This is a genomic window from Pseudomonas sp. BRM28 (genome assembly GCF_002939405.1).
In the GTDB taxonomy this organism is placed as follows: Bacteria; Pseudomonadota; Gammaproteobacteria; order Pseudomonadales; family Pseudomonadaceae; genus Aquipseudomonas; species Aquipseudomonas palmensis.
This window is the reverse complement of the sequence record NZ_PEFV01000001.1, coordinates 4,375,253-4,398,297: the sequence shown is the minus strand read 5'-3', so window position 1 is coordinate 4,398,297 and position 23,045 is coordinate 4,375,253. Positions and strand designations below refer to the sequence as shown.

Below are 23,045 nucleotides of genomic sequence, written 5' to 3'. Positions count from 1 at the left end.
GGACCGCCATCGAACATGGCCGTCGTCGACAAATACCATTAGGCTGCCGGTATCACTCTGGCCTGGATCGATCAATGTTCGTACTCAAACGCACGGCGCTTTCGGCGCTATGCCTGTCCTTGATACTACCTTGTACCGCACAAGTTCTGGCGCAGGAAACGCCGGCCGCCGACGCCGATGCCGCGCCGGCCACGCGCCAGGCGCTGTCCGAGCGCAGCCAGGAAGACGCCCAGGCCCTGGAGCGGCAATTGCCCAAGGACGAGCAGCAAACCCTGCAGGCCGGCAGCGACAGCTTCCTGGCCCTGTGGAAACCTGCCAACACCCCGGCACCCGAAGGCGTGGTGATCATCGTCCCGGGTGCCGGCGAGAGCGCCGACTGGCCACGCACCGTCGGCCCCCTGCGGCGCAAGTTCCCCGATGCAAAATGGGCCAGTCTGAGCCTGAGTCTGCCGGATCTGCTGGCCGAGAGCCCGGTGGCCCGCAAGGAAACCCCGGCACCGCCCCCGCAACCGGACAAGGACGTGAAGGGCGCACCGGCCAAGGCCACGCCGGCCGATGCCAATGCCAACATCGCCCAGGCCACCGCAGCAGAAACCGAAAACAGCGAAAGCGCCGAGGCGCCCGCCAGTACCGATCCGGCGGCCAGTGAAAAGGCCGACGCCGAGCGTATCTTCGCCCGCCTGGATGCCGCCGTCGCCTACGCACAGCAGCAGAACGCACGCAGTGTGGTGCTGCTGGGCAGCGGCAGCGGTGCCTACTGGTCAGCCCGTTACATCAGCGAACGGCAACCGCCGCAGGTGCAAAAGCTGGTGATGGTCGCTGCGCAGAACCCGGCCCGCGTCGAACACAGCCTCGACAGCCTGGCCGCCACGCTCAAGCTGCCGACCGCCGACTTCTACTATGCCAACCAGGCCGGCGCCAGGCAGGCGGCCGTGAACCGCCTGCAGGCCAGCAAGCGACTCAAGGACAGCAGCTACCACCAGGTCGCCCTGACGGCCATGCCCGGCAACCAGGCTGCCGAGCAGGAGCAACTGTTCCGCCGCATTCGCGGCTGGCTGAGCCCGCAAGCGGTCGACTAGAAGCCGCGCCGCTTGCGTACCACAGCGTAGGCCTGATGCAGGTCACGGGTACGCTCGGTGGCATCGCGCACCTGCGCCGGGCTCGCGCCGCTACCCACCAGTTTGTCCGGATGATGCCGGCTGAGCAGGCGCCGGTAGGCCTGCTTGACCTGTACAGGCTCGGTCTCGGGTAACACCCCCAGCAAGCGCAGGGCCTCGGGATAGCTGATGCCCTGATTGCCCAGGGCCGCCCGGTGCGGCTCGTAGTCGCTGGCCAGTGCCTGCACCCGGGTCGTCGACCAACCCAACTGCTGCCCCCACTGCATCAGCAGTTCGCGCTCGTGACGCCCTACCCGGCCATCGGCCCAGACCATGCGCCAGCAGGCACGCAGCAAGCCTTCGGCAGCATGGGGTTGCTGCTTGAGGCGACGCAGGTGCGGGTGCAGGCGCTCGCTGCCGCTCTTGCCCCGGTTGAATGCGGCAATCGCGCGCAGACGTGCCGGTTCGCTCATCTCCAGGCGCTGCATTTCCTGACGCGCCTGCTGGATATGTCCGTCGACCACCCGCCCTTCACTCTTGGCCAGGCGCCCAAGCAGCACGAACAGCACTTCGTCGTCGCGCAGCACCGCGCGCCCGCCCAGACGCTCGCGCAGGTGCGCCCAACTGTGCAGTTGCAGACGGCGGTCCATCGCCTGACCGAGCAATGCCCCCAGCAACGCCCCTGGAATGCTGGCGATGGCAAAACCCGCTCCGGCACCAATCACTGTGCTCGGCCACAACATGTCAGCGGCGCTCGGCGAGCAGGCGCTCGACTTCGGCAAGGCGTTCGAGGGTACCGACATCCACCCACTGGCCAGTGAAATGCTCCCCACTGACCAGGCCCTTGGCCATCGCCTGGCGAAACAGCGGTGCCAGCTTGAAGGCGCCGGCCTGGCAACCGTCGAACAGTTCCGGGTGCAGCACGGCGATCCCGCTGTAGGTCAAGGTCGGCGAAACCGCGTCGGCATCCTTGACCTGCCCGGCCTGCAGGCGGAAGTCACCTTTGCCGTGATGGCCCGGGTTGTCCACCAGCACCAGGTGCGCCAGCCCGGACAGCGACGCAGGCAGACGGCTGAAGTCGTACTCGGTCCAGATGTCGCCGTTGATCAGCGCAAAAGGCGCGTCGCCAAGCAGCGGCAGCGCCTTGTAGATCCCGCCACCGGTTTCCAGTGGTTCGCCTTCGGCGGAATAGCGGATGCTCAGGCCCAGTTGCGCGCCATCGCCCAGGTGCTCTTCGATCTGCTGCCCCAGCCAGGCATGATTGATCACCACCTCGGTGAAGCCCGCCCTCGCCAGGGCGCGCAGGTGATACTCGATCAACGGCACGCCGGCCACCGGCACCAGTGGCTTGGGTGTATGCAGGGTCAGCGGGCGCATGCGCTCGCCCTTGCCTGCGGCCAGAATCATCGCCTTCATGCGCGCGCCCCGCCTGCGGCCTGCAGGCTGTCGATCAGTTCGTCCAGCTCGGCCAGCTCAGGGCGGCGGGCGATCACTTCATCTATATAAGCAAAGAACCGCGGCACATCGGCCAGGTAGCGCGGCTTGCCGTCACGGTGGCAGATGCGCGCGAAGATGCCGATCACCTTGAGGTGGCGCTGCACGCCCATCAGGTCGCTGGCACGCTGGAAGTCCTCGAAATCGGCCTGCACCGGTACGCCCAGAGCCTGCGCCCGCTGCCAGTAGTCCTTGAGCCAGCCCTCCACCCGTGCCTGCGGCCAACTGAGGAAGGCGTCCTTGAACAGACAGGTGATGTCGTAGGTCACCGGGCCGTACACCGCATCCTGGAAATCCAGCACGCCCGGGTTGGGCACACTCTGCATCAGGTTGCGCGGCATATAGTCACGGTGCACCAGCACCTTGGGCTGGGCCAGGGCGCTGTCGATCAGCAGGGTGCTGATGCGTTGCCAGGCCGCCTGCTGCTCATTATTCATCTGCAGGCCCAGTTCACGGCCCACGTACCACTCTGGGAACAGCTCCAGCTCACGGCGCAGCAGGGCCACGTCATAACTGGGCAACGGCGCCTGCATCGGCAGTTGCTGGAAGGCCAGCAGCGCCTGGATGGCATCGTCGAACAGGCCATCGGCGTTGTCGCTGGTGATCACATCGAGGTAGGTGTGGTTGCCCAGATCACTCAGCAGCAGGAAGCCGCGCTCGAGATCCTGAGCGTGAATTTGCGGCACATTGACCTCGGCGCTGGCCAATAAATGAGCAATTTCCACAAAAGGCCGGCAGTTTTCCTGCGGCGGCGGGGCATCCATCACAATAAAACTGCGTCCTTCGGCGGCCCAGCGGAAGTAGCGGCGAAAGCTCGCGTCGCTGCTGGCAGCGGTCAGGCAGCCCGCTGGAACCGGACCCCAGCCCTGTTTATGGAAAAGATTTGCCAGCTGTTCGGCCAGCCATACATTCAGGTGTTGCAGGCGTACATCATGTTCGGGCATTACATGGGTCTCCGACGGCCCTAGCCGTCAAGCGGGTCATGCTTTATTATCCAGCATCTTTTTCAGACCATCGAGAGGCGTGCGGCCCCACACGCGGGCAGATGGCACGCAGGAAGCCCGGACTAATAAGATGGCATTGAAATCCCCCGCGTTTCGTAAAAAATTCCCGTTGCTCGTCACCGGCGGTCTGCTGGCGATGCAACCCCTGGCCACGTCGTACGTGGTGGCTGCCGAGCAGTTCGACTGCCAAGTTTCCGCTGCCGGAGGTTGGGACTGCAAGCCCAAGACCAGCACCGCGAACCTGCCACCACGCCCTGTGCATGACGGTGCGGCGGTCAGCTCGACCGGCGAAACGCCTGCCCAGAGCGCCGACGGCAGTGCCGAAGCGGCGGGCAAGGGCCCAGCACTCGTCACCGAAACCAAGGGGCGCGGCCTGAAGGCACGCAGCGCCGACTACAGCCATCTGGACTGGGTACCACGCGATCAGCTGACCCCTGCCCAGCTCGCCGAAGCCGGCCCGTATTGCTCCGGGGCCTACATCGAGCCAACCCGTCCTGGCATGGATGACACCACGCCCAAGGACGAGTCGCCGACCTTCATCGGTGCCAAGGTATCGCGCTACCAGCAGGAGCAGCAGATCGCCACCCTCGCCGGTGACGTGGTGATGCGCCAGGGCAGCATGCAGGTCGAGGCCGACGAGGCCAATCTGTATCAGGCCGAGAACCGTGGCGAACTGAGCGGCAACGTCAAGATCCGCGACAACGGTTCGCTGGTGGTTGGCGATCACGCCGACATCCAGCTCGACACCGGTGAAGCCAAGGTCGACAACGCCGAGTACGTGATGCACAAGTCGCGTATCCGCGGTAACGCGCTGTACGCCAAGCGTGCCGAAAACGCGATCATTCGCCTCAAGGACGGTACCTACACCACCTGCGAGCCGAACAGCAACGCCTGGCAGCTCAAGGGCAACAACATCACGCTGAACCCGGCCACCGGTTTCGGTACCGCGACCAACGTCACCCTGCGGGTCAAGGATGTACCGGTGTTCTACACCCCGTACATCTACTTCCCGATCGATGACCGTCGCCAGTCCGGCTTCCTGCCGCCATCGTTCAGTACCAGCAGCGACACCGGCTTCATGCTGGTCACGCCGTACTACTTCAACCTGGCACCGAACTACGACGCCACCTTGTATCCACGCTACATGGCCAAGCGCGGCCTGTTGATGGAAGGCGAGTTCCGCTACCTGACCAAGTCCAGCGAAGGGCAGTTCGGTGGTGCGTGGCTGAATGACGAGGAGGACGAGCGCAAGCGCCAGTCCGACTACAAAGAAAAGCGCTGGCTGATCAACTGGCAGCACAAGGGTGGCCTGGACGAGCGCCTGATGACCGAAGTCGATTACACCGACATCAGCGATCCGTACTATTTCCAGGATCTGGAATCGGATCAGATCGGCGTACAGAGCCAGGACTACATCAACCAGCAAGGTGCGTTGACCTATCGAGGCGACGATTACACTGCGCGGTTGAATGTGCAGGACTACAAGCTGGCGACCATCAGCAAGATCACTCCTTACGGGCGCCTGCCGCAGGTTACGTTCAACGGCAAGCTGCCGTACAACCCTGGGGGTCTGGACTTCGCCTACAAGACCGAGTTCGTACGCTTCGAGCGTGATCTACGTAACGGCAATTTCATTGATAAAAATGGTAACCCAGAACTTCGTTATGACGAACGAGTCAGGGGCTTGGCTCGCTCCAACGGCAATCGAATCAACGCCGTACCTGAGGTCAGCCTTCCGATGGAATGGAGTTATGGCTTTATCAAGCCGTCCGTTAAGTATGCCTATACCCGATACGACCTTGATCTAGACCAGCAAGGCAAAGACTTTCTGGCTAGTAACCAGAACTTGAACTCGAACACTCGAGAGTCGTTCAGCAGCTCACAAAGTCGTAACGTACCGATCTTCAGTGTCGACAGCGGCCTGTATTTCGACCGTGATACCCAGTGGTTCGGCAACAACTACCGTCAGTCTCTGGAACCACGTCTGTTCTACCTGAACGTGCCATACAGGGATCAGAACGACATCCCGGTATTTGATACCAGCGAAAGCACGTTCAGCTACTCATCCCTGTTCCGTGACAATCGCTTCAGTGGTTCAGACCGCATCGGCGACGAGAACAAGTTGTCGCTGGGCGTAACAAACCGCTGGATTGAAGAAAACGGCTTTGAACGTATGCGCTTCAGCATTGGTCAAGCTATGTACTTCAAGGACCGCAAGGTTCAGTTGCCTGGCATCTACTATAAAAACCGTGATGACGCGCAAGCCAATGTTTCGCCCTACGCGCTGGAACACGAGTATCGCTTTAACCGGGACTGGAGCTTGAGATCCGACTTCAACTGGGACCCGGACAGCCACAGCACACGCTCCGGCAGCACCATGTTCCACTACCAGCCGGAAGACAATGTCAACAAGATCGTCAACCTGGGTTATCGCTATCGTAACGACACAGTGCGTTACAACCAGAGCACCGGCCAATGGCAGGTGGGTGGTGGCGACTACGGCACCCCAGGCCAACCGGGCTACGTCAAGGACTACTACAAGATCCAGCAGCATGACTTCTCCGTCATGTGGCCGATCGTTCCGCAGTGGACCGCAATCGCCCGCTGGCAGCACGACTACAACCGCAACCGCACCCTGGAAGCCATGGGCGGTTTCGAATATGACAACTGCTGCTGGAAGCTGCGTCTGATCAACCGCTACTGGGTCGATTACGACGAGTTCAGCCAGGACGCACCCTCCAACGAAAAAGGCGACCATGGGATCTTCCTGCAGATCGTGCTGAAAGGCCTCGGTGGTGTAGTGGGTAAAAAGGTCGAAACTTTCCTCGACGAAGGCATTCAAGGTTACCGTGCACGTGAAGACCAAGCTTATTGATTGTCTGCGCCCGCTGATGCTGGGCGCTGTATTACTGAGCAGCACCGCGCACGCCGCGGTGCAGACCCTGGACAAGGTGGTGGCCATCGTCGACAACGACGTGGTCATGCAAAGCCAGCTGGACCAGCGCGTGCGCGAGGTCGAACAGACCATCGCCAAGCGCGGCGGCGCCACACCTCCACCCGGCGTGCTCGACCAGCAGGTGCTGGAGCGCCTGATCGTGGAAAACCTGCAACTGCAGATTGGCGATCGCTCCGGCATCCGCATCACCGATGAAGAACTCAACCAGGCCATGGACACCATTGCTCAGCGCAACGGCATGAACATGAGCCAGTTCCGTGCGGCCCTGGCCCATGACGGCCTGTCGTTCGATGACGCCCGCGAGCAGGTCCGTCGCGAGATGATCATCAGCCGCGTGCGCCAGCGCCGGGTAGCCGAACGCATCCAGGTTTCGGAACAGGAAGTGAAGAACTTCCTCGCCTCGGACCTGGGCAAGATGCAGTTGTCCGAAGAGTTCCGCCTGGCCAACATCCTGATCCCGACCCCGGAAAGCGCCAACTCGGCGGCTATCCAGGCGTCTGGCCAGCAAGCGGCCGCGATCTACCAGCAGCTCAAGCAAGGCGCCGACTTCGCCCAGCTGGCGACTGCCCGTTCGGCCAGCGAGAACGCACTGGAAGGTGGCGAGATGGGCTGGCGCAAGGCCGCCCAGCTGCCACCTCCTTTCGATCGCCTGCTCAGCACCATGGCTGTGGGTGACGTCACCGAGCCTGTACGCACACCGGGTGGCTTCATCATCCTGAAGCTGCAGGAAAAGCGCGGCGGCCAGACACAGCTGCGCGACGAAGTGCATGTTCGCCACATCCTGATCAAGCCAAGCGAAGTGCGCAGCGAAGCCGCCACCCAGCAACTGGCGGAAAAGCTCTATGAACGCATCAGCGCCGGCGAAGATTTCGCCGAGCTGGCGAAGAGCTTCTCCGAAGATCCGGGTTCAGCGCTCAATGGCGGCGACCTCAACTGGGTCGATCCGAACGCACTGGTACCCGAGTTCCGCGAAGTCATGGCCAGCACCCCTCAGGGTCAGCTGTCCAAGCCGTTCCAGACCCAATACGGCTGGCACGTACTGGAAGTCCTGGGCCGTCGCTCCACCGACAGCACCGAACAGGCACGCGAGCAGCAAGCCATGAACGTGCTGCGCAACCGCAAGTACGACGAAGAGCTGCAAAGCTGGCTGCGTCAGATCCGCGACGAAGCCTATGTTGAAATCAAACTTCCTGGCGCCGACCAGGCAGCCCAGTGAAACACCAGCGCTTCGCCCTGACACCCGGCGAGCCGGCCGGCATAGGACCTGACCTGTGCCTGCTGCTCGCCGAGCACGCCCAGCCCCACCCCCTGATCGCCATTACCAGTCGTGACCTGCTCGTCGAGCGGGCCGCGCAACTGGGCTTGGCCGTCACGCTGCTGCCTGTCAGCCCCGACGCCTTCCCGGATGCGCCTGCCCCTGCGGGCAGCCTGTACGTGTGGGACACGCCGCTGGCAAGCCGGGTAGTCGCCGGGCAGCTGGACAAACGCAACGCCGCCTTCGTACTGCAAACCCTGACCCGTGCGGGCCAGGGCTGCCTTCACGGGCACTTTGCCGGGATGATCACCGCGCCCGTGCACAAGGGCGTGATCAACGAAAGCGGCATTGCGTTTTCCGGGCATACCGAATTCCTCGCCGAGCTGACCCACACTGCGCAAGTGGTGATGATGCTTGCCACCCGCGGGCTGCGCGTGGCCCTGGTGACCACGCACCTGCCGCTGCGCGCAGTGGCCGACGCCATCACCGCCGAACGCCTGGAGCGGGTCACGCGGATCCTGCATGCCGACCTGCAGAGCAAGTTCGGCATCGCCCAGCCACGCATCCTGGTGTGCGGGCTCAACCCGCATGCGGGTGAAGGCGGCCACCTGGGCAGCGAAGAAATAGACATCATCGAACCGACATTGGCGCGCCTGCGCAGCGAAGGCATGGACCTGCGCGGCCCGTTGCCTGCCGACACCCTGTTTACCCCCAAATATCTGGAGCACTGCGACGCAGTGCTGGCGATGTACCACGACCAGGGCCTGCCGGTGCTCAAGTACAAGGGCTTCGGCGCCGCCTTGAACGTTACCCTGGGCCTGCCGATCATTCGCACATCGGTGGACCACGGCACCGCCCTGGACCTTGCCGGCACCGGCAGGATCGACACCGGCAGCCTGCAGGTAGCACTGGAAACCGCCTACCAGATGGCCGAGACCCATTTATGACCGAGCAATACCAACACAAGGCGCGCAAGCGCTTCGGCCAGAACTTTCTGCACGACGCCGGCGTCATCGACCGCATCCTGCGCTCGATCAGCGCCAAGGCAGGTGAGCGCCTGCTGGAAATCGGTCCGGGCCAGGGCGCCCTGACCCAGGGCCTGCTCAACAGCGGCGGCCAGCTGGATGTGGTGGAACTGGACAAGGACCTGGTACCGATCCTCAACCAGCAGTTCGCCGGCCGTGACAACTTCCGCCTGCACCAGGGCGATGCGCTCAAGTTCGACTTCACCAGCCTGGGCGCCGCGCCGCGCAGCCTGCGGGTGGTCGGCAACCTGCCGTACAACATCTCCACCCCACTGATCTTTCACCTGCTGGCCAACGCCGAGCTGATCCGCGACATGCACTTCATGCTGCAGAAGGAAGTGGTCGAGCGCCTGGCCGCCGGCCCGGGCGGTGGCGACTGGGGCCGCCTGTCGATCATGGTGCAGTACCACTGCCGCGTGGAACACCTGTTCAACGTCGGCCCGGGGGCGTTCAACCCACCGCCCAAGGTCGATTCGGCCATCGTGCGCCTGGTGCCCCACACCACCCTGCCGCACCCGGCAAAGGACCATCGCCTGCTCGAGCGCATCGTGCGCGAAGCGTTCAACCAGCGCCGCAAGACACTGCGCAACACCTTGAAGGCCCTGCTCAGCAGCGACGAGATCGCCGCCGCCGGTGTCGATGGCAGCCTGCGCCCCGAGCAACTGGACCTGGCCGCCTTCGTGCGCCTGGCCGACAAGCTGGCCGAACAGCCGCAGTAACACCTGATAACGGCCGGTCATGCCCGCATGACTGGCCGGCAACCCCGCCGATAGCCTAGACTGATGCCATTGCCGTATTCGCGTCTGTTGCCAAGGCCCTCTTGAATGTCCGATCCCCGCTATCAGGTCGACGTCGACGTCGTCACCCGCTTCCTCAAAGAACATTCCGATCCCGAAAACGACCGCTTTGCCTTTGCCTACACCATTACCGTGCACAACAACGGTTCGGTGGCCGCCAAGCTGATGTCGCGTCACTGGCTCATCACCAATGGCGATGGCCAGGTGGAAGAGGTCAAGGGCGCCGGGGTGATCGGTCAGCAGCCGCTGATCGAGCCTGGCCAGAGCCACACCTACAGCAGTGGTGCCGTGCTCAGCACCCAGGTGGGCACCATGGAAGGCAGCTATCAGATGTTCGCCGAGGATGGCATCCGTTTCGAGGCCCCGATCAAGGCGTTCCGCCTGGCCGTACCCGGGTCGCTGCACTGATGGCGGTGTATGCCGTCGGCGATCTCCAGGGCTGCCTGCAACCGCTCAAATGCCTGCTCGAGCGGGTCAACTTCAACCCGTCGGTCGACCGCCTGTGGCTGGTCGGCGACCTGGTCAACCGCGGCCCCGAGTCGCTGGAAACCCTGCGCTATCTGTACGCCATGCGCGACTCGCTGGTGTGCGTGCTGGGCAACCACGACCTGCACCTGCTGGCCGCCTGGCACAACATCGAGCGCCTGAAGAAAAGCGACACCCTGCGCGAGATTCTCGACGCCCCGGATGCCGACGAACTGCTCGACTGGCTGCGCCGGCAAAAGCTGCTGCATTACGACGAGCAGCGCGGCGTGGCGATGGTGCATGCCGGCATTCCACCGCAGTGGACCCTGGGCAAGGCGCTGGAGCTGGCTGGCGAGGTCGAAGAAGTGCTACGCGATGACAATCGGCTCAAGCTCTATCTGGACGGCATGTACGGCAACGAGCCGAACAAGTGGAGCAAGAACCTGGGCGGGGTCGAACGCCTGCGGGTCATCACCAATTATTTCACCCGCATGCGCTTCTGCACCGCCGAGGGCAAACTGGACCTCAAGGGCAAGGAAGGCGCCGACACCGCCCCACCCGGCTACAAACCGTGGTTCGCCCACAAGGGCCGTCGCTCGCGTCACGTGAAGATCATCTTTGGACACTGGGCAGCCCTCGAGGGCCGCTGCACCGAGCCAGGCGTGTACGCACTGGATACCGGCTGCGTGTGGGGCGGTGCGATGACCCTGTTCAATGTCGATACCGGCCAGTACCACCGCTGCGAGTGCACCGAAGAAGGCACCGTACGCCCGCTGGCCAGCCCCGTGCAACCGGCTAGAATAGCCGATCAATCCTGAAGGACCCGCCCATGAGCGAATTCAAACGTATCCCTCCAGAGCAGGCTCAGGCGCTGCGTGCGCAAGGCGCCGTGGTGGTCGATATCCGCGACCAGCCCACCTTTGCCAACGGCCACATCACCGGCGCCCGCCACCTGGACAACCAGTCGGTCGCCGATTTCATCCGCGGGGCCGACCTCGACGCCCCCACCGTGGTGGTCTGCTACCACGGCAACTCCAGCCAGAGCGCGGCCGCGTATCTGGTCAGCCAGGGTTTTTCCGACGTCTACAGCCTCGACGGCGGCTTCGAGCTGTGGCGCGCCACCTTCCCGGCAGAAACCGCCCAGGGCTCTGCCGAATAATTTTTTTGTTGGCCTGCAGCCCGCGCCCTGCGCGGGCTCGCGCCAGACCAGACGAACGGTCGTGGCGAACTAATCGCCCAACCGCCCTTGACCTCGCCGATTACCAACTATCCTTAAGCCCAGGCCATCCAAAAAGGGGAGAGCCGGTACACCGGCGTGCGGGTCATCGGTAAGGTTCCAAGGGTGTTCTGGGGGGTATACAGCAGGCGGCAGTGCCGCCTGCATTCCAGCATCAACTGATCGATCCGACGTCGGCTCCACGTATCGAGCGAGGTGACGTCATGAGTATTTTTAGCCACTTCCAACAACGTTTCGAGTCCACCCGTCAGGAAGAGCTCTCGCTGCAGGAGTATCTTGAGCTCTGCAAGCAGGACCGTAGTGCCTATGCGTCGGCGGCCGAACGCCTGTTGATGGCTATTGGTGAGCCGGAACTGGTCGACACGTCGAACAATTCGCGGCTGTCGCGGATCTTCTCCAACAAGGTGATCCGGCGCTACCCCGCCTTCGAAGACTTCCATGGCATGGAAGAATGCATCGACCAGATCGTTTCCTACTTCCGCCATGCCGCACAGGGCCTGGAGGAAAAGAAACAGATCCTCTACCTGCTCGGCCCGGTGGGTGGCGGCAAGTCGTCCCTGGCTGAAAAACTCAAGCAACTGATGGAAAAGGTGCCCTTCTACGCCATCAAGGGCTCGCCGGTGTTCGAGTCCCCGCTGGGGCTGTTCAACGCCACCGAGGACGGCGCCATCCTCGAAGAGGACTTCGGCATCCCGCGCCGCTACCTGAACACCATCATGTCGCCCTGGGCGACCAAGCGCCTGGCCGAGTTCGGCGGCGACATCAGCCAGTTCAAGGTGGTCAAGCTCTACCCCTCGATCCTCAACCAGATCGCCGTGGCCAAGACCGAGCCGGGCGACGAGAACAACCAGGACATCTCGGCGCTGGTGGGCAAGGTCGATATCCGCAAGCTCGAGGAATTCCCGCAGAACGACGCCGACGCCTACAGCTATTCGGGCGCACTGTGCCGGGCCAACCAGGGCCTGATGGAATTCGTCGAGATGTTCAAGGCACCAATCAAGGTCCTGCACCCGCTGCTCACCGCCACCCAGGAGGGCAACTACAACAGCACCGAGGGCCTCGGCGCCATCCCCTACTCCGGGATTCTGCTGGCCCACTCCAACGAATCGGAATGGCACAGCTTTCGCAACAACAAGAACAACGAGGCGTTCATCGACCGGATCTACATCGTCAAGGTGCCGTACTGCCTGCGCGTGAGCGACGAGATCAAGATCTACGACAAGCTGCTGTTCAACAGCTCCCTGGCCAAGGCCCACTGCGCACCCGACACCCTGAAGATGCTGGCCCAGTTCACGGTGCTGTCGCGCCTCAAGGAGCCGGAGAACTCGAACATCTACTCCAAGATGCGCGTGTATGACGGCGAGAACCTCAAGGACACCGATCCGAAGGCCAAGTCGATCCAGGAGTACCGCGACTCGGCCGGTGTCGACGAAGGCATGAACGGTCTGTCGACCCGCTTCGCCTTCAAGATCCTGTCCAAGGTGTTCAACTTCGACCCCCATGAAATCGCGGCCAACCCGGTGCACCTGCTGTACGTGCTGGAGCAGCAGATCGAACAGGAACAGTTCCCGGCCGAGGTGCGCGAGCGCTACCTGCGCTACCTCAAGGAATACCTGGCACCGCGCTACATCGAGTTCATCGGCAAGGAAATCCAGACCGCCTACCTGGAGTCCTACAGCGAATACGGGCAGAACATCTTCGACCGTTATGTGCTGTACGCCGACTTCTGGATTCAGGACCAGGAGTACCGCGACCCCGAAACCGGCGAGATCCTCAACCGCATCGCCCTCAACGAGGAGCTGGAGAAGATCGAGAAACCGGCTGGCATCAGCAATCCGAAGGATTTCCGCAACGAGATCGTCAACTTCGTGCTGCGCGCGCGGGCCAACAACAACGGCAAGAACCCGACCTGGCTGAGCTACGAAAAACTGCGGGTGGTGATCGAGAAGAAAATGTTCTCCAATACCGAAGACCTGCTGCCGGTCATCAGCTTCAACGCCAAGGCGAGCAAGGAGGACCAGCAGAAGCACAACGACTTCGTTACGCGAATGGTCGAACGCGGCTACACGGACAAACAGGTCCGGCTGCTCTCGGAATGGTACCTGCGGGTCAGGAAATCGCAATAAGCGGCAAGCGTCAGGCTGTCAGCGGCAAGCCCGGAGTACGCGCCGGGCCTGCAGCGACAGCGCTGCCCATCTTGAAGCTAGAAGCTTGAAGCTTGCAGCTACTGCCTACTCCCGGAGGGGCCTATGAGCTATGTGATCGACCGACGCCTGAACGGCAAGAACAAGAGCACGGTCAACCGCCAGCGCTTTCTGCGGCGTTACCGTGACCACATCAAGAAGGCCGTCGAAGAGGCCGTGAGCCGTCGCTCCATCACCGACATGGAGCATGGCGAACAGATCAGCATTCCTGGCCGGGATATCGACGAACCGGTACTGCACCATGGACGCGGCGGCAAGCAGACCGTCGTACACCCGGGCAACAAGGAGTTCACCGCCGGCGAGCATATCGCGCGCCCGCAGGGCGGCGGTGGAGGTGGCGGCAAGGGCAAGGCCGGCAATTCCGGCGAAGGCATGGACGAGTTCGTCTTCCAGATCACCCAGGAAGAATTCCTCGAGTTCATGTTCGAAGACCTCGAGCTGCCCAACCTGGTCAAGCGTCACCTGACCGGCACCGACACCTTCAAGACCGTGCGCGCGGGCATCAGCAATGAAGGCAACCCCTCGCGCATCAATATCATCCGCACCCTGCGCTCAGCCCATGCGCGGCGCATTGCGCTGTCGGGCAGCAGCCGCGCCAAACTGCGCGCCGCCCAGGAAGAACTTGCACGTCTGAAGCGCGAAGAGCCGGACAACTTCGGCGATATCCAGGAAATCGAAGGGGAAATAGAACGTCTGAGTGCACGTATCCACCGCGTACCCTTTCTCGACACCTTCGACCTCAAGTACAACCTGCTGGTCAAGCAGCCCAACCCCAGTTCCAAGGCCGTGATGTTCTGTCTGATGGACGTGTCCGGCTCCATGACCCAGGCCACGAAGGACATCGCCAAGCGCTTCTTCATCCTGCTGTACCTGTTCCTGAAGCGAAACTACGACAAGATCGAGGTGGTGTTCATCCGCCATCACACCAGCGCGCGCGAAGTGGATGAGGAAGAGTTCTTCTATTCCCGCGAGACGGGCGGCACCATCGTCTCCAGCGCCCTGAAACTGATGCAGGAAATCATGGCCGAGCGCTATCAGGCCAGCGAATGGAACATCTACGCGGCCCAGGCTTCGGACGGTGACAACTGGAACGACGACTCGCCCATCTGCCGCGAGATCCTCACCAAGCAGATCATGCCGTTCGTGCAGTACTACACTTACGTCGAGATCACCCCTCGCGAGCACCAGGCCTTGTGGTTCGAATACGAACGCATCGGCGAAGCCTTCGCCGATACCTTCGCCCAGCAGCAGCTGGTGTCGGCCGGCGATATCTACCCGGTCTTCCGTGAACTCTTCCAGCGCAGGTTAGCCACATGACCGCCAGAGAGCAGAAGCGCCAACCCCTTTCCACCGGGTCCGAGTGGACGTTCGAGCTGATCCAGGCATACGACCGCGAAATCAGTCGCCTGGCCGAGCGCTACGCCCTGGACACCTACCCCAACCAGATCGAGGTGATTACCGCCGAGCAGATGATGGACGCCTATGCGTCGGTCGGCATGCCGCTGGGCTATCACCACTGGTCCTACGGCAAGCATTTCCTGAGCACAGAAAAATCGTACAGTCGCGGCCAGATGGGCCTGGCCTACGAAATCGTGATCAACTCCGACCCCTGCATCGCCTACCTGATGGAGGAGAACACCATCTGCATGCAGGCGTTGGTGGTGGCGCACGCGTGCTACGGGCACAACAGCTTCTTCAAGGGCAACTACCTGTTCCGCACCTGGACCGACGCCAGCTCGATCATCGACTACCTGGTGTTCGCCAAGCAGTACATCACCCAGTGCGAGGAGCGCCACGGCATCGACGCGGTGGAAGACCTGCTGGACTCCTGCCATGCCCTGATGAACTACGGCGTCGACCGCTACAAGCGGCCCTACCCGATCTCCGCCGAAGAAGAGCGTCGCCGCCAGAAGGACCGCGAAGAACACCTGCAAAAGCAGATCAACGACCTGTGGCGCACCATTCCCAAAGGCACCGACAAGTACAACGAGAAAGACAACGCGCGCTTCCCGGCCGAACCGCAGGAAAACATCCTGTACTTCATCGAGAAGCACGCCCCGCTGCTCGAACCCTGGCAACGCGAGATCGTGCGCATCGTGCGCAAGATCGCACAGTACTTCTACCCGCAACGCCAGACCCAGGTGATGAACGAAGGCTGGGCGACCTTCTGGCACTACACCCTGATGAACGACCTGTACGACGAGGGCCTCGTGACCGAGGGCTTCATGATGGAGTTTCTGCAGTCGCACACCAGCGTGGTGTTCCAGCCAGGCTTCGACAGCCCCTATTACAGCGGCATCAACCCCTATGCCCTGGGTTTTGCCATGTACCGCGACATCCGGCGCATGTGCGAGCACCCCACTGAGGAAGACCGCCGCTGGTTCCCCGAGATTGCCGGCAGCGACTGGCTGTCGACCATCAAGTTCGCCATGAGCAGCTTCAAGGACGAGAGCTTCATCCTGCAGTACCTGTCGCCCACGGTGATTCGCGACCTCAAGCTGTTCAGCATCCTGGACGACGACCAGAAGGACGACCTGCTGGTACCGGCCATCCACGACGAAGCAGGCTACCGCACCATCCGCGAGATCCTGGCCGCGCAATACAACCTGGGCAACCGCGAACCCAACGTGCAGATCTGGAGCATAGACCGGCGTGGCGACCGCTCGCTGACGCTGCGTCACCAGCAACATGACCGCAAACCGCTGGGCGACTCCACCGACGAGGTGCTCAAGCACCTGCACCGCCTGTGGGGCTTCGACATCCATCTGGAGACCCTGCAAGGCGACCAGGTGATGAAGACCCACCACGTCCCCCCAAAGGGCGAACACGGCGAAGGTGACTACGGACGGCTGGACCTGGCTGTCGTCCACCTGTAGCCGCCCGCGCCAACCTCCGTTGTGGCCAGACAGGGTATCCTGTGGCCTCAACGGAGGTTTTTTCATGCAGATCTATAAAGTCGGTGGTGCCGTGCGCGACCGCCTGCTGGGCAGGCCGGTCACCGATATCGACTGGGTGGTGGTGGGTGCGACGGTCGAGCAGATGCAGGCCCAGGGCTACCGTCCGGTGGGGGCCGACTTCCCCGTCTTCCTTCACCCTCACAGCGGTGAAGAATATGCACTGGCGCGTACGGAGCGCAAAAGCGGGCGCGGCTATGGCGGCTTCACCTTCCATGCCAGCCCCGAGGTCACACTGGAAGAAGACCTGGTGCGGCGCGACCTGACCATCAATGCAATGGCCGAGGACGAACAGGGCCGGATCACCGACCCGTACAAGGGCCAGCAGGATCTCCAAGACCGGATTTTACGCCACGTTTCCCCCGCGTTCGCCGAAGATCCCCTGCGTGTGCTGCGCGTAGCGCGTTTCGCTGCGCGCTATGCCGGGCTGGGTTTCCAGGTAGCCCCCGAAACCCTCGCACTGATGCGCGAGCTGAGCGAGTCGGGTGAACTGCAGGCCCTTACCGCCGAGCGCAGCTGGAAGGAAATCGCCCGCGCCCTGATGGAAGAGCAACCCCAGGTGTTCATTCAGGTGCTGCGTGATTGCGGGGCGCTGAAGCAGTTGATGCCCGAACTCGACGTGCTGTTCGGCGTTCCGCAACCTGCGGCGCATCATCCTGAAATCGACACCGGCGTGCATACCCTGTCGGTGCTGGAGCAGGCGGCCCGTCACAACCAGCCGCTGACGGTACGCTGGGCCTGCCTGCTGCATGACCTGGGCAAAGGCCTGACCCCCGAAGAGGAGTGGCCGCGGCATATCGCCCATGAGCACCGCGGGCTGAAGGCGATCAAGGCGGTCAACCAGCGCTTCAAGGTACCGCGCGACTGCCAGGAACTGGCCTTGCTGGTGGGCGAGTACCATACCCATGGCCACCGGGCCCTGGAGCTGAAGGCATCGACCTTGCTGGAGTTGCTGCAGCGCTTCGACGTGTACCGGCGCCCGCAACGCTTTGAAGAGTTCATCGCCGCGTGCGAGATGGACGCGCGCGGGCGACTGGGGTTGGAGGAGCGTGATTATCCACAGGCCGCCTACCTGCGTGGCGCAGCAGACGCCGCGCGGGCAGTGGCGGTGCAGCCACTGGTAGAGAAGGGCTTCACCGGCCAGGGCCTGGGCGAGGCGATCAAGCGCGAGCGGCTGAATGCGCTCAAGGCCTACAAGGAAAGCGCCAAACCCTGAATCGTTAGGCCGGCAAGGGCGGCGATTCCTGATTGCCGCCCCTGACCGTCAGTCCAGCGGCAGCGCCTTGCCATTCCAGGTGAATGGCACCGGTTCGAGTACCTGGTCGATCTGCGCCTGCTGCCACAACTGGGCCATGCTCTTGCCTGCTCCAGGGTGCACCAGTTCCGGCGCGATCAACGACAATGGCCACAAGACGAACGCATTCTTGAGAATTTCGGCCCTTGGCAACACCAGGCCGTCGAAACTGCCGTGCAGGTCACCATACATCAGCACGTCGATATCCAGCGGCAGCCCCTTGCGATCCGGAGCATAACGGCCGTTGTCGGCCTCGATGAACTTCAGGCGACGGTCCAGTTCAAGCAATGGCAGGTCGGTCAGGCCGGTGACCACCAGATTGAAAAACGGCCCGCTCTTGATGCCCACCGCCTGGCTTTCGAACACCGTCGAGCAGCGCATGTCCCTGAGCATCGCAGCCAGCGCATCGAGCCCGGCGCCGAGGTGCCGCTCGCGCTCGATGTTGCTGCCAAGGCCTAGGTATACCGGGGTCAGAGACATCCGCGCTCGATCTCCACGCCCACCCCGCTTGCCGCCGCGATGGCGCCAGGCTTGGTCAGCTTCAGTTGCAGCCAGGGAATCTGGAACTCGTCCATCAGCACCTTGGCCAGGCGTTCGGCGAACGTCTCGACCAGCTCATAGCTGGCCTGTTCGGCAAATGCCTGGATACGTGCCGTGACGCTGGCATAGTCCAGGGCCAGGCTCAGGTCGTCGCCGGCCGCCGCCGGGCGATTGTCCCAGGCGAACCGCAGGTCCAGGCGCAGGCACTGGCGAATACCGCGTTCCCAGTCATAGGCGCCGATCACGGTGTCGACTTCCAGCCCTTCGATGAACACTCTGTCCAAGCACTTCTCTCCACAGCACGACAAGGGCGCCTTGCGCCGCTAGAATCAGGGCGTCCTCGCCCGGAATAGTTAGCATGTTTTGGTTACTGGCGTCGCTCGCCTACCTGCTCGGCTCGCTGTCCTTCGCCATCGTTCTCAGCCGCCTGAGCGGCAGCCCCGACCCGCGTGCCTGCGGCTCAGGCAATGCCGGCGCCACCAACATGCTGCGTCTGGCAGGCCGCAAGCTGGCGATCCTGACCCTGCTTGGCGACCTGTGCAAGGGCCTGTTGCCCGTGCTGATCGCCAGCCTGGTCGGCCTCAACGAGCAGCAGCAGGCCTGGATAGGCCTGTGCGCGGTGGTCGGCCACCTGTTTCCGCTGTACTTCCGCTTTCGCGGCGGCAAGGGCGTGGCCACTGCCGCCGGCGTGCTGCTGGGGCTCTACCCCCCGGCCGCCCTGCTGGCCATCAGCGCATGGCTGCTGACCTTCTACCTGACCCGCACCAGCTCGCTGGCCGCCTTGATCGCAACGCCCCTGGCCCTGCCCCTGCTGGCCTGGCGCGAGCCCGAGGCGCTGCTGCCGATGAGCGTGCTGACCGTGCTCATCGTATGGCGCCATCGCGGCAATCTACGCGACCTTTTTGCCGGGCGCGAACGGCATTTCTGAGGCGTTCACATGAGCGGCGCTCATGCTCACAGCCCCTGCAACTGCTCCATCGGCCAGCGTGCCTGCACGCTGATCGCCAGGGTTTCCCGCTGCCCGGCCGCCAGACGCTGGCACCCGGCATAGGCGATCATCGCGCCGTTGTCGGTGCAGAACTCGGGGCGCGCGTAGTACACATTGCCCTTGAGCCCGGCCAGCATCTCCTCCAGCGAGGCACGCAGGGCCTTGTTGGCACTCACCCCACCTGCGATCACCAGGCGCTTGAGCCCGGCCTGCTTGAGGGCGCGCTTGCATTTGATGGTCAAAGTCTCCACCACCGCCTGCTGGAACGCCAGCGCGATGTCGCAACGGGTCTGCTCGGTGTCGTCCCCGGTACGCTGACACTGCTGCCAGGTGTTCAGGGCAAAGGTCTTCAGGCCGCTGAAGCTGAAATCCAGGCCCGGACGATCGGTCATCGGCCGCGGGAACACGAACCGACCCGGCACGCCCTGCAGCGCCAGGCGCGCGATCTCCGGGCCACCGGGATAGTTCAGGCCCATCATCTTGGCCGTCTTGTCAAACGCTTCGCCGGCCGCATCGTCGAGGGACTCGCCAAGCAGTTCGTACTGGCCGATGCCATCCACACGTACCAACTGCGTATGGCCGCCCGACACCAGCAAGGCGACGAACGGAAACTCCGGCGGTTGCGCCTCGAGCATCGGTGCCAGCAGGTGGCCCTCCATGTGGTGCACGCCCAGGGCCGGGATGCCCCAGGCAAAGGCCAGCGCCTGGGCGCACGAAGCACCCACCAGCAGCGCCCCGACCAGGCCAGGGCCTGCCGTGTAGGCGATGGCGTCGATCTCGGTGGCCACGCAGTCGGCCTCGGCCAGCACCTGGCGGATCAACGGCAGCATGCGCTTGACGTGATCACGCGAGGCCAGCTCCGGCACAACCCCGCCATACGCGCGGTGCAGGTCGATCTGACTGAACAGTGCATCGGCCAGCAGGCCGCGTTCGCTGTCGTATAATGCGACACCAGTTTCGTCGCAGGATGTTTCCAATCCCAGTACTAGCATGGGTTTGCGCCTTGTTGGGGCTGAATTCGAAGGCGCGCATGATAGTCCTCGCTCCCGGTGCCGACCAGCGGTTTTCGATCAGAGGCTTTGCATTCAGGCCAGCTAAGGGTTAACATCCGCAACCCTTAAAAACCGACGTTCTCCAGTGCACATATTTGCCACGAGTTCGTTGACCCCCGGTAATGAATGAAGGTAGCTCTGGATGCCAGCCGTCAAAGTTAAAGAGAACGAACCCTTCGACGTAGCTCTGCGTCGTTTCAAGCGCTCCTGCGAAAAAGCCGGTGTACTGGCTGAAGTTCGTAGCCGCGAATTTTACGAGAAGCCAACTTCCGAGCGTAAGCGCAAGGCAGCAGCCGCTGTCAAACGCCACGCCAAGAAAGTTCAGCGCGAACAGCGCCGCGCCGTTCGTCTGTACTGATACAGACGTTCGTCGCCAGCTTCTGCCATGCCCGGTGCAAGCCGGGCTGTCGGCAGTTGATGCTGTTTCCTCTGGCCTGGACCTTCGGGTCGAGCGCCTGAGATGCCCAAACTGCTATGCAGCAAGGGCAAGCCTGCCTCACACGTCAGACCTGGCCTAACCGCCAGCAGTGCACGTCACCCCTGACGAGCCTTCACCGGCTGCAGACGAGCACACCCCTTTCCTTTTTTGTGTCACGTCATTCGAGCTTGCGTCGAATGCGTCGCTGTTCCCGCAGCATTAGCGATTACACTTGATTGTCGCCTGATGACGAGAGTGCCATGGCCGGGCTGATTCCCCAGAGTTTTATTGACGACCTCCTCAACCGCACCGACATCGTCGACGTGGTGAGTTCGCGTGTAAACCTGAAAAAGTCCGGCAAGAACCACACGGCCTGCTGCCCGTTCCACAAGGAGAAGACCCCCTCCTTCAGCGTCAGCCCCGACAAGCAGTTCTACTACTGCTTCGGTTGCGGCGCCGGCGGCAACGCCTTGGGCTTCATCATGGACCACGACAACCTGGACTTCCCCCAGGCTGTCGAAGAGCTGGCCAAGGCCGCCGGCATGGAAGTGCCGCGCGAAGAGAGCAGCCGCGGGCAAAAGCCCCGCCAGCCCACCGATTCGCCGCTGTACCCGCTGCTCGAGGCCGCTGCCGAGTTCTATCGCCAGGCCCTGAAGAACCACCCGACACGCCGCTCGGCCGTCGAATACCTCAAGGGCCGCGGCCTGTCCGGCGAAATCGCTCGCGACTTCGGCCTGGGCTTCGCGCCGCCGGGCTGGGACAACCTGTTCAAGCACCTGAGCAGCGACGCCCTGCAGCAAAAGGCCATGGTCGACGCCGGCCTGCTGATCGAGAATGCCGAGACCGGCAAGCGCTATGACCGCTTCCGCGACCGCGTGATGTTTCCCATCCGCGACAGCCGTGGCCGGGTCATCGCCTTCGGTGGGCGGGTGCTGGGCGACGACAAGCCCAAGTACCTGAACTCCCCCGAAACCCCTGTGTTCCACAAGGGCCAGGAGCTCTACGGGCTGTACGAGGCACGCAAGTTCAACCGCAACCTCGACGAGATCATCGTGGTCGAGGGCTACATGGACGTCATCGCCCTGGCCCAGCAAGGTTTGCGCAATGCCGTGGCCACCCTTGGCACCGCCACCAGCGAAGACCACCTCAAGCGCCTGTTCCGCGTGGTGCCCAGCGTGCTGTTCTGCTTCGACGGCGACCAGGCCGGCCGCAATGCCGCCTGGCGTGCCCTGGAAGCCACGCTGTCGAGCCTGCAGGACGGGCGCAAGGCGCGCTTTCTGTTCCTGCCCGAAGGCGAAGACCCGGACACCCTGGTGCGTGCCGAGGGCACCGACGCCTTCCGTGCGCGCATCAACCAGCATGCTCAGCCGCTGGCCGATTACTTCTTCCAGCAACTGACCGAAGAAGCCGACCCGCGGTCGCTCGAAGGCAAGGCGCACATGGTGACCCTGGCCGCGCCGTTGATCGACAAAGTGCCCGGTGCCAACCTCAAGGCCCTGATGCGCAACCGCCTGCGCGAAATAACCGGCCTGGACCTGCACCAGGTCGAACAACTGGCCCACAGCGCCCCCAGCGAGGCGCCACCGGCGTACGACCCGGGCATCGACTACGATGCGATTCCCGACTACAGCCCGGATTACAGCGACTTCCACCAGCCCGAGCATTTCCAGCCGCAGCAGCAACAATGGACACCAAGCCAGGGCGGGCAGAAGAAGAAGTGGGAAGGCAAGCCCTGGGACAAGAAGGGCAAGCCGTGGGACAAGAACGGCAAACGCGACTTCCAGCCACCGCCGCGGGTGCCGACGTCGGTGGAACCGCCGACCTTGAGCGCCCTGCGCACCCTCATGCACCATCCGCAACTGGCCAAGAAGGTCGAGGATGCCAGCCATTTCGCCGCTGAAGAGCATGTGTATGCCCAGCTGCTGGTGGCGTTGCTCGAAGCCTTGCAAAAGAATCCTGAGCTACGCTCCTTACAGCTGATCGCGCGTTGGCACGGCACCGAACAGGGCCGATTGTTGCGCGCATTGGCAGAAAAGGAATGGCTGATCGATGCCGACAACCTTGAACAACAGTTTTTCGACACCATAACTAGCTTGTCCGCTCGCCAACGCGAGCGCAGCCTGGAACATCTGCTCAGGAAAGCACGTCAAAGTGAGTTGAGCGCAGACGAGAAAAATCAGCTGCGTGACCTGTTAAGCCGGAATGTTCCCGCACAAACCCCGACCTCAACTGGCGCGTGAGGTCCTAGCTCGGGTATAATCCTCG

The 23,045-nt window shown here is 62.9% G+C and carries 21 protein-coding genes; 15 read left to right on the top strand and 6 right to left on the bottom strand.

The features are described from left to right. Nucleotides 1-74 precede the first annotated feature (74 nt). Nucleotides 75-1,079 carry an alpha/beta hydrolase family protein gene (locus CR917_RS20615; RefSeq protein ID WP_100634759.1) on the top strand — a complete coding sequence of 335 codons (1,005 nt, stop codon included), beginning with the start codon at nt 75-77 and terminating at the stop codon, nt 1,077-1,079. Here the strand turns inward: CR917_RS20615 and CR917_RS20610 are convergent. From CR917_RS20610 to CR917_RS20600, 3 genes are read right to left on the bottom strand one after another with little or no spacing between them, the layout of a single operon-like run. Beyond that, entirely contained in the window at nt 1,076-1,840 is a 765-nt protein-coding gene (locus CR917_RS20610; protein WP_043863761.1) for a TerB family tellurite resistance protein, read from the bottom strand. The two genes, CR917_RS20615 and CR917_RS20610, sit on opposite strands and share 4 nt — an antisense overlap. A 1-nt stretch (nt 1,841) precedes the next feature. Beyond that, nucleotides 1,842-2,513 (bottom strand): N-acetylmuramate alpha-1-phosphate uridylyltransferase MurU, encoded by a 672-nt coding sequence (gene murU, locus CR917_RS20605; protein WP_043863760.1) that lies wholly within the window; start codon nt 2,511-2,513, stop codon nt 1,842-1,844. Next, nucleotides 2,510-3,535: an aminoglycoside phosphotransferase family protein gene (locus CR917_RS20600; protein WP_058541836.1), complete on the bottom strand. Its 1,026-nt coding sequence runs from the start codon at nt 3,533-3,535 to the stop codon at nt 2,510-2,512. The genes murU and CR917_RS20600 overlap by 4 nt, the downstream gene beginning before the upstream one ends. A gap of 130 nt (nt 3,536-3,665) precedes the next feature. On the opposite strand from CR917_RS20600, the gene CR917_RS20595 reads away from it, so the two are divergent. The 11 genes from CR917_RS20595 to CR917_RS20545 all read left to right on the top strand — a co-directional run bounded on the left by CR917_RS20595 (nt 3,666) and on the right by CR917_RS20545 (nt 17,704). Beyond that, the gene (locus CR917_RS20595) at nt 3,666-6,470 is read left to right on the top strand and encodes an LPS-assembly protein LptD (protein ID WP_104572877.1); all 2,805 of its coding nucleotides are present in this window, start codon (nt 3,666-3,668) and stop codon (nt 6,468-6,470) included. Beyond that, nucleotides 6,451-7,767 carry a peptidylprolyl isomerase gene (locus CR917_RS20590; RefSeq protein ID WP_104572876.1) on the top strand — a complete coding sequence of 439 codons (1,317 nt, stop codon included), beginning with the start codon at nt 6,451-6,453 and terminating at the stop codon, nt 7,765-7,767. The genes CR917_RS20595 and CR917_RS20590 overlap by 20 nt, the downstream gene beginning before the upstream one ends. Further along, the gene (pdxA, locus tag CR917_RS20585) at nt 7,764-8,753 is read left to right on the top strand and encodes a 4-hydroxythreonine-4-phosphate dehydrogenase PdxA (protein WP_078480892.1); all 990 of its coding nucleotides are present in this window, start codon (nt 7,764-7,766) and stop codon (nt 8,751-8,753) included. The genes CR917_RS20590 and pdxA overlap by 4 nt, the downstream gene beginning before the upstream one ends. After that, entirely contained in the window at nt 8,750-9,550 is an 801-nt protein-coding gene (rsmA, locus tag CR917_RS20580) for a 16S rRNA (adenine(1518)-N(6)/adenine(1519)-N(6))-dimethyltransferase RsmA (RefSeq protein WP_043863755.1), read from the top strand. Before pdxA ends, rsmA begins: the two co-directional genes overlap by 4 nt. A gap of 105 nt (nt 9,551-9,655) precedes the next feature. After that, nucleotides 9,656-10,036, top strand: a complete 381-nt coding sequence (gene apaG, locus CR917_RS20575) for a Co2+/Mg2+ efflux protein ApaG (protein WP_043863754.1) — start codon at nt 9,656-9,658, stop codon at nt 10,034-10,036. Then, nucleotides 10,036-10,911, top strand: coding sequence for a symmetrical bis(5'-nucleosyl)-tetraphosphatase (locus CR917_RS20570; protein WP_054915960.1), 876 nt, complete (start codon nt 10,036-10,038; stop codon nt 10,909-10,911). The genes apaG and CR917_RS20570 overlap by 1 nt, the downstream gene beginning before the upstream one ends. A gap of 11 nt (nt 10,912-10,922) precedes the next feature. Next, nucleotides 10,923-11,252 (top strand): thiosulfate sulfurtransferase GlpE, encoded by a 330-nt coding sequence (gene glpE / locus CR917_RS20565; RefSeq protein ID WP_043863752.1) that lies wholly within the window; start codon nt 10,923-10,925, stop codon nt 11,250-11,252. Nucleotides 11,253-11,533: 281 nt separating this feature from the next. Beyond that, nucleotides 11,534-13,456, top strand: coding sequence for a PrkA family serine protein kinase (locus CR917_RS20560; protein WP_043863751.1), 1,923 nt, complete (start codon nt 11,534-11,536; stop codon nt 13,454-13,456). Between the two features lie 123 nt (nt 13,457-13,579). After that, entirely contained in the window at nt 13,580-14,851 is a 1,272-nt protein-coding gene (locus tag CR917_RS20555) for a YeaH/YhbH family protein (RefSeq protein WP_043863750.1), read from the top strand. Then, on the top strand, nt 14,848-16,410 hold the full coding sequence (locus CR917_RS20550) for a SpoVR family protein (protein ID WP_043863749.1): 1,563 nt from the start codon (nt 14,848-14,850) through the stop codon (nt 16,408-16,410). The genes CR917_RS20555 and CR917_RS20550 overlap by 4 nt, the downstream gene beginning before the upstream one ends. 64 nt (nt 16,411-16,474) lie before the next feature. Further along, nucleotides 16,475-17,704, top strand: coding sequence for a multifunctional CCA addition/repair protein (locus CR917_RS20545; RefSeq protein WP_054915961.1), 1,230 nt, complete (start codon nt 16,475-16,477; stop codon nt 17,702-17,704). Nucleotides 17,705-17,752: 48 nt separating this feature from the next. Here the strand turns inward: CR917_RS20545 and folK are convergent, their stop codons facing one another. Together folK and folB are read right to left on the bottom strand one after the other, a co-directional pair. Then, nucleotides 17,753-18,262 (bottom strand): 2-amino-4-hydroxy-6-hydroxymethyldihydropteridine diphosphokinase, encoded by a 510-nt coding sequence (gene folK, locus CR917_RS20540; protein WP_043863747.1) that lies wholly within the window; start codon nt 18,260-18,262, stop codon nt 17,753-17,755. After that, nucleotides 18,253-18,606 (bottom strand): dihydroneopterin aldolase, encoded by a 354-nt coding sequence (gene folB / locus CR917_RS20535; RefSeq protein WP_043863746.1) that lies wholly within the window; start codon nt 18,604-18,606, stop codon nt 18,253-18,255. Before folB ends, folK begins: the two co-directional genes overlap by 10 nt. A gap of 74 nt (nt 18,607-18,680) precedes the next feature. On the opposite strand from folB, the gene plsY reads away from it, so the two are divergent. Further along, nucleotides 18,681-19,250 (top strand): glycerol-3-phosphate 1-O-acyltransferase PlsY, encoded by a 570-nt coding sequence (plsY, locus tag CR917_RS20530; RefSeq protein ID WP_043863745.1) that lies wholly within the window; start codon nt 18,681-18,683, stop codon nt 19,248-19,250. A gap of 26 nt (nt 19,251-19,276) precedes the next feature. Here the strand turns inward: plsY and tsaD are convergent, their stop codons facing one another. Continuing rightward, nucleotides 19,277-20,302, bottom strand: a complete 1,026-nt coding sequence (tsaD, locus tag CR917_RS20525; protein ID WP_054915962.1) for a tRNA (adenosine(37)-N6)-threonylcarbamoyltransferase complex transferase subunit TsaD — start codon at nt 20,300-20,302, stop codon at nt 19,277-19,279. A 202-nt stretch (nt 20,303-20,504) separates the two neighbouring features. Between tsaD and rpsU the strand changes: the two genes are divergently transcribed. Both rpsU and dnaG read left to right on the top strand, forming a co-directional pair. After that, nucleotides 20,505-20,720 (top strand): 30S ribosomal protein S21, encoded by a 216-nt coding sequence (gene rpsU, locus CR917_RS20520; protein ID WP_002551877.1) that lies wholly within the window; start codon nt 20,505-20,507, stop codon nt 20,718-20,720. A gap of 320 nt (nt 20,721-21,040) precedes the next feature. Beyond that, a complete protein-coding gene (gene dnaG, locus CR917_RS20515) occupies nt 21,041-23,020 on the top strand; it encodes a DNA primase (RefSeq protein WP_043863743.1) in 1,980 nt (659 codons plus the stop codon). Nucleotides 23,021-23,045 lie beyond the last annotated feature (25 nt).

What these genes read in the sequence shown, in the direction of transcription:
- CR917_RS20615 (WP_100634759.1), top strand. Translation starts at nt 75, where the DNA reads ATGTTCGTACTCAAACGCACGGCGCTTTCGGCGCTATGCCTGTCCTTG.
- CR917_RS20610 (WP_043863761.1), bottom strand. Translation starts at nt 1,840, where the DNA reads ATGTTGTGGCCGAGCACAGTGATTGGTGCCGGAGCGGGTTTTGCCATC.
- murU (WP_043863760.1), bottom strand. Translation starts at nt 2,513, where the DNA reads ATGAAGGCGATGATTCTGGCCGCAGGCAAGGGCGAGCGCATGCGCCCG.
- CR917_RS20600 (WP_058541836.1), bottom strand. Translation starts at nt 3,535, where the DNA reads ATGCCCGAACATGATGTACGCCTGCAACACCTGAATGTATGGCTGGCC.
- CR917_RS20595 (WP_104572877.1), top strand. Translation starts at nt 3,666, where the DNA reads ATGGCATTGAAATCCCCCGCGTTTCGTAAAAAATTCCCGTTGCTCGTC.
- rsmA (WP_043863755.1), top strand. Translation starts at nt 8,750, where the DNA reads ATGACCGAGCAATACCAACACAAGGCGCGCAAGCGCTTCGGCCAGAAC.
- apaG (WP_043863754.1), top strand. Translation starts at nt 9,656, where the DNA reads ATGTCCGATCCCCGCTATCAGGTCGACGTCGACGTCGTCACCCGCTTC.
- CR917_RS20570 (WP_054915960.1), top strand. Translation starts at nt 10,036, where the DNA reads ATGGCGGTGTATGCCGTCGGCGATCTCCAGGGCTGCCTGCAACCGCTC.
- glpE (WP_043863752.1), top strand. Translation starts at nt 10,923, where the DNA reads ATGAGCGAATTCAAACGTATCCCTCCAGAGCAGGCTCAGGCGCTGCGT.
- CR917_RS20560 (WP_043863751.1), top strand. Translation starts at nt 11,534, where the DNA reads ATGAGTATTTTTAGCCACTTCCAACAACGTTTCGAGTCCACCCGTCAG.
- CR917_RS20555 (WP_043863750.1), top strand. Translation starts at nt 13,580, where the DNA reads ATGAGCTATGTGATCGACCGACGCCTGAACGGCAAGAACAAGAGCACG.
- CR917_RS20550 (WP_043863749.1), top strand. Translation starts at nt 14,848, where the DNA reads ATGACCGCCAGAGAGCAGAAGCGCCAACCCCTTTCCACCGGGTCCGAG.
- CR917_RS20545 (WP_054915961.1), top strand. Translation starts at nt 16,475, where the DNA reads ATGCAGATCTATAAAGTCGGTGGTGCCGTGCGCGACCGCCTGCTGGGC.
- folK (WP_043863747.1), bottom strand. Translation starts at nt 18,262, where the DNA reads ATGTCTCTGACCCCGGTATACCTAGGCCTTGGCAGCAACATCGAGCGC.
- plsY (WP_043863745.1), top strand. Translation starts at nt 18,681, where the DNA reads ATGTTTTGGTTACTGGCGTCGCTCGCCTACCTGCTCGGCTCGCTGTCC.
- tsaD (WP_054915962.1), bottom strand. Translation starts at nt 20,302, where the DNA reads ATGCTAGTACTGGGATTGGAAACATCCTGCGACGAAACTGGTGTCGCA.
- rpsU (WP_002551877.1), top strand. Translation starts at nt 20,505, where the DNA reads ATGCCAGCCGTCAAAGTTAAAGAGAACGAACCCTTCGACGTAGCTCTG.
- dnaG (WP_043863743.1), top strand. Translation starts at nt 21,041, where the DNA reads ATGGCCGGGCTGATTCCCCAGAGTTTTATTGACGACCTCCTCAACCGC.